The sequence below is a fragment of the Agrococcus sp. AC640b genome (genome assembly GCF_979255995.1).
Genome location: NZ_CEEDMM010000024.1, coordinates 37,007 through 43,034, shown reverse-complemented (window position 1 = coordinate 43,034; position 6,028 = coordinate 37,007). Strand labels below are relative to the sequence as shown.

Below are 6,028 nucleotides of genomic sequence, written 5' to 3'. Positions count from 1 at the left end.
GCGCAGGAGCTCGATGGTGGGTTCTTCCTGCCGTCGGGGTCGACGTCGTTCGACGTGCTGCAGGATGGCGATGCGGTCTTCGTGCGCGACGGCGACGGCGCCCTGCTCCAGGTCGACACGGCGTCGATGATCCTCGGCGCGAGCGTGCCGCTGCCTCCCGATGCGCAGGTGCAGCAGCGCGGCGGCACGGCGGCCATCCTCTGGTCGGATGGCCGTCTCTGGGCGATGCCGGTGTCCGAGGTGGGGGCGTTCGACGCCGAGCAGCTCGAGCCGCTCGCCGAGGTCGGTGACGGGGCGGCGCTCACGGTGGGGCTCGACGGCAGCGTCGCCGTCGCGGCACCCGACGAGGGCGCCGTGCTGCGCTTCGTGGTCGGCGACGAGGGCGGCTTCGCCGAGCCGGTGCGCGAGGCGCGCGAGGGGCTCGGCGAGGCGGATGACGTGTCGGTGACGATGGTGGGCGAGCAGGTGGTGGCGCTCGCCGGCGAGCGGCTGTTCCTGCCAGGGCGCACGGTGGACGTGCCCGAGGATGCGGTGCTGCAGCAGGTGGGCGACGACGCGTCGAGCGTGATGCTCGCGACGGGCGATCTGCTGCTGCGGCAGCCGTTGGGCGTGGGCGAGATGGCGCAGGAGTCGTTCGGGTCGGGTGGTGCGGATGCGGTCGCGCCGGTGCAGCTTGGCGGCTGCGTGTATGCGGCGTTCCCGTCGTCGGCGACGTTCGTGCGCTCGTGCCAGGACGCCTCGCGCAGCACCGAGGAGCCGATCGACGGTCTCGAGGGTGCTGCGACGTTCCGCGTGAATCGCGGGCTGGTGGTGCTGAACCAGTTCGAGACCGGGCAGTCGTGGCTCGTGACCGACCAGGTGGTGCTGGTCGACAACTGGGACGACCTCATCCCGCCGGAGAGCGATGCGGAGTCGGACGAGCAGGACGAGTCGCTCGAGGACATCCTGCAGCAGACGGTGCCGCCGCCGTCGGCCGAGAATCACGATCCGGTCGCGACCGACGATCAGCTGGGTGCGCGGCCGGGGCGGGCGAGCATCCTGCCGGTGCTGGCGAACGACTCGGATCAGGATGGCGACGTGCTGACCGCTCGGGTCGTGAGCGATCTGCCGTCGGGGGTGACGGTGTCGCCGATCGCGAACGACTCGCAGCTGCAGATCGAGATCCCGGAGTCGTTCTCGGATCGCACGATCACGTTCCAGTACGAGGTCGCAGACGGCAAGGGCGGCACCGACACCGCGACCGTCACGGTCACGGTGCGTGCTCCGGAGGAGAACAGTCCGCCGGAGCCGCTGTTCGAGCAGTCGTTCGTGATCGAGCAGACCGCGAGGTTCGAGTATCCGGGGCTGCAGGGCTGGTTCGATCCCGACGGCGACGACTTCTACCTGCAGTCGGCCACGAGCCCCTCTGGCGACCAGATCGAGGCGTCGCCCGCCGGCCGCATCCTCTACACGGCCACGGGCGCACCCGGCCCGACCACGGTCGAGATGTCGGTGGTCGACAGCCGAGGCGACGCCGCTCCCGGCTCGATCCGCGTGACGGTCATGGAGCGCAACACGGCGCCGATGATCGCGAACGCCGACTTCGTCTCGACGACGCCCGGTCAGGAGGTGTCGGTCGAGCCGCTCGCGAACGACTACGTGCCCGGCACGCAGGACGCACGGCTCGCGCAGGTCTCGTTCGACCGGGCCCCCGCGGTCGCCGGCTCCTTCGACCCTGCGACGGGCATCGTGACGCTGTCGAGCGACACGGTCGGCACCTACTACGTGCCGTACCTCGCGACGGCGGGCGCCTCGTCGCCGACGGGTCAGATCCGCGTCGACGTGCGCGAGGCCGACGATGAGGCCAGGCCCGTCGCCGTGCGCGACATCGCGCTGCTGCCGCAGCTGGGCGAGACGCTCGTCGACCTGCTCGCGAACGACGTCGACCCCTCAGGCGGCGTCCTCGTCGTGCAGTCGGTCGTGGCGACCGGCGCACCCGTGTCTGCGCAGCTGCTCGAGCGTCGCGTGCTGCGCCTCATCGACACGCAGGGCCTGACGAGCGAGGTGACGATCAGCTACACCGTCTCGAACGGCCGCTTCACCGAGACGGGCCAGATCGTCATCATCCCGGTGCCACCGCCCGACCAGCCGACGCCGCCGACGGCCGTCGCCGACACCGCGACCGTCCGTGAGGGCGACTTCGTGTCGATCCCCGTGCTCGGCAACGACTTCAGCCCCGACAACATCGAGCTCTCCGTGTCGGACGAGCTCGTGGAGACGACCTTCGCATCGGGCGACGGCGGGTGCGACGTCGTCGGCGAGGACGCCGAGGGATGCGCGTTCGTCGACGGCGATCGGGTCCGCATCTTCGTGCCGGTCGGCGGCCCGTCGTCGGTGCGCCTCGTCTACGAGATCACCGACGCGCTCGGTGGCGTCGCGACGGCGCCGATCGACGTGACGGTCATCGGCCGCGAGGCGGGCAACGACCCGCCGATCGCCGAGACGGTCACGGCACGCGTCGTCGAGGGGAACGTCGTCTCGATCCCGATCCCGCTCGACGGCATCGACCCCGACGGCGACGGCGTCGAGCTCGTCGGCTACGACGAGGCACCCGACGCGGGGCGCATCGCCGAGACCGGCGACGGCTTCTTCGTCTACGAGGCGCACGAGGGATCCGCGGGGTCGACGACCTTCACGTACCGCGTCCGCGATCGGTTCGGTGCGGAGTCGACCGCCGCGGTCGTCGTCGGCATCGCACCGCCACCCGACGTCAACCAGGCACCCTTCGCAGAGCGCGACGAGGTCACGGTGCAGCCCGGCCGTCAGGTCGCGGTCCCCGTGCTCGCGAACGACTTCGATCCCGATGGCGATCTGCTGACGCTCGAGCTCGACGGCATCGCCGACGCGTCGGAGGCGCTCGGCGACATCGTGATCGACGAGGATCGCAGCACCGTCGACTTCGTCGCCCCGGACCAGGATGGCGAGTTCTCGCTGCGCTACCGCATCTCGGACGGCCGCGGCGGGTCGACGCAGGGCGTCGTGCTCGTGACGGTCGCCGACGGCGCCCCGCTCGCGCCGCCGATCGCGGTCGACGACGTCGTGCCTCCTGCCGACGTCGCGGCAGGCGAGCCGCTGTCGGTGCCGGTGCTCGACAACGACCTCGACCCCGACGGCAGCCCGGACGCGCTCGAGGTCGCGGTGCTGCAGGGCGACGCCGACGTCACCGCGGACGGCATCCGCGTGACGCCGAGCGACGAGGAGTTCCAGGTGGTCACGTACCGCGTGACCGACCCGGATGGCGAGAGCGCGGAGGCGTTCGTCTTCATCCCTGTGGCGCGCGACCCCGCCCCCCGCCTGTCGGACCCGAGCATGGTCTACGAGGTGCAGTCGGGCATCGCCGAGGAGTTCGAGCTCTCGGAGCTCGTGGAGGTGTCGCAGAACGATCCGCGCATCACGACGGCCGACCGGGTGTCCGCGACGAACGCGAACGGCGACCCGCTCGTCACCGACGTCGACACGCTCGTCTACACGTCGGAGTCCGGCTACACGGGACCTGCGACGCTGAGCTTCGAGGTCACCGACGGCACCGACGAGTCCGACCCGGACGCGAACACCGCGACGCTGTCGATCGCATTGCTCGTGCGCCCATCGTCGGCCGTCGCCCCGACGTTCGACGGCGCCGCGTTGCAGGTGCCGCAGAACGGGTCGATCGACTTCGACCTCACCAGCGCCACACGCGACCCCGACCCGGGCGACCTCGAGGAGATGGACTACGAGGTCGTCGGCGGCGCCTCGGGCCAGCTCGACCAGAGCCTCGCAGGCCAGGTGCTCACGTTGTCCGCACCGGTGGACGCGAACCTGGGGACGTCCGTCTCGTACACGGTCGAGGCGACCGACCGGCACGGCAACACCGCGCAGGGCACGGTCGTCGCGACCGTCGTGATCTCGAACGAGCCGGTGGCGATCCTGCGCGACGACTCCGGCGAGGCGGTGCAGGGGATCGCGACGGGCGTCAACGTGCTCGCCAACGACTGGAACCCATTCGAGGGGCAGGCACCGCTGCGGGTCGTCGAGGCGCAGGTCGTCGGAGGGGTCGGCGAGGCGTCGACCGACGGTGCGACGGTCACCGTGACCCCCGGCAGCGACTTCTCGGGCGTGCTCACCGTGCGGTACACGGTGCAGGACGCGACCGAGACGCAGCAGCGGCAGCAGACGGGCCAGATCGTGCTGAACGTGAAGGGACGCCCCGAGGCCCCCATCCGACCGAACGTGCTGTCGGTCGGCGACCAGACGGTGACGCTCGCGTGGGCGGCGCCCGCCGCGAACGGCGCGCAGATCTCGACGTACACGGTGCGCAGCGCGGATGGGTCGTTCTCGCAGGCGTGCGCGTCGACGACGTGCACGTTGCAGGGGCTCGTGAACGATCAGACGTACCAGTTCACCGTGACGGCGACGAACGAGGTCGGTGACTCCGACCCGTCTCCGGCGTCGTCGGACGCGCGACCCGACGTGCGTCCCGACCCGCCTGCGGCGCCGCGGGCCGAGCGCGGCGACACGCAGCTGACGGTCACGTGGGAGACGCCGGCGAACCGCGGCTCCGCCATCACGAGCTACCTGCTGGAGATCAGCCCGCCGCCTGCGAACGGGTCGCCGACGGTGTCGATCGAGGGCGGCGCGACCTCGCACGTGTGGCAGGGGCTCACGAACGGCGTCGCCTACTCGTTCCGCGTGCAGGCCTACAACGACGCCCCAGAGCCCAGCGACTTCAGCCCGGCTTCCGCCACCCAGACGCCAGCGGGCCCGCCCTTCCAGGTCACGGACGTCGCCGCCGTGCGCGACCAGTCGATCCCGGGCACCGTGCAGATCCAGGTCACGTGGGCGCAGCACGAGACGCAGTCGAACGGTGCGGCGATCCAGGGCTACACCGTCACGCCCGTGCGCGACGGCGCCCCGCAGGCCGGTCTCGCGCAGACCGTGGCGGGCGCGACGGCCACGAGCGCGGTCTTCGGCGCGGGTGCGCTGCCGGGCTCGGCCGGATCGACCTACACGTTCACGGTCGTGGCGACGAACGACGTCGGCCCGTCTGAGGCCTCGGCGCCGTCGAACGGCGTGCGCGATGCGACGACCCCGGCTGCGCCGACGATCACGAGCGTCACGAACGGCGACGGCTACGCCGAGATCGCATGGTCGCCGGGCGCGAGCAACGGCGCGAACGCCTCGGAGATCCAGTACCACTGGTTCCAGGGCGGCACCGATCGGGGTCTGATCCCGGGCGACGACCGGCTGCCGCTCGCGAACCGCGAGAATCCGTACGACATCTCGATCGGCGCGATCTCGACCGTGCAGGGCATCCGCTACGACAGCCCGCGCTCGAACGTGGTCCAGGCCGCGCCATTCGGGCTGCCGCCGCGTCCGTCGGTGACCGCGCAGGCGGGCGTGGGGGAGGTGACGTTCGGCTGGTCGACGAACGGCACGAACGGCCGCTCCCTCGCGTACCTGGAATGGACGAACCAGCTCGGCGGCCAGAGCAACCGCGTGCAGCCGGCCGCGAACGGCAGCCGCACGATCTCCGTGCCTGCGGGGCAGGAGGCGTGCATCGTCGCGATCGTCGTCGACGTCGAGGGGCAGTCGAGCGGCGAGAGCGCGCGGGCGTGCGCGACGTCGCGCTCGAACCCGTCGATCACCTTGAGCAGAGGCGACGCGCGCGGCAACGGCTGCACGGGCGCTGGTGGTGTGCCGTGCAGGTACTACCAGCTCAACTGGCAGAACCTCGCGCCCGGGACCTACACGTTCACGTGCCACAACTCGGGCAACCCAGGCGGCAGCGGCAACTTCGCGCCCGGCACCGGCGACCCCGAGGGCAGCGCGCTGCAGATCACCGTCGGCTCGGCGAACGACAGCACGCAGTACCGCGCGAGCGGCGGCAGGCTCTGCTACTCCGGCTACGGCGGCACCGCGTGGATGACGCTGAGCGGCAATGGCGTGAACCTCGACACCCGTGACTTCCAAGGCGGCGGCATCGCCTGGCCGTGACGGCGTGGGTGGCATG

The 6,028-nt window shown here is 71.5% G+C and carries 1 protein-coding gene; it reads left to right on the top strand.

Annotated features, from left to right (window positions below; translation table 11 throughout):
- Positions 1 to 81: 81 nt before the first annotated feature.
- Positions 82 to 6,012: an Ig-like domain-containing protein gene (locus ACZ6H8_RS10890; RefSeq protein ID WP_464146846.1), complete on the top strand. Its 5,931-nt coding sequence runs from the start codon at positions 82 to 84 to the stop codon at positions 6,010 to 6,012.
- Positions 6,013 to 6,028 lie beyond the last annotated feature (16 nt).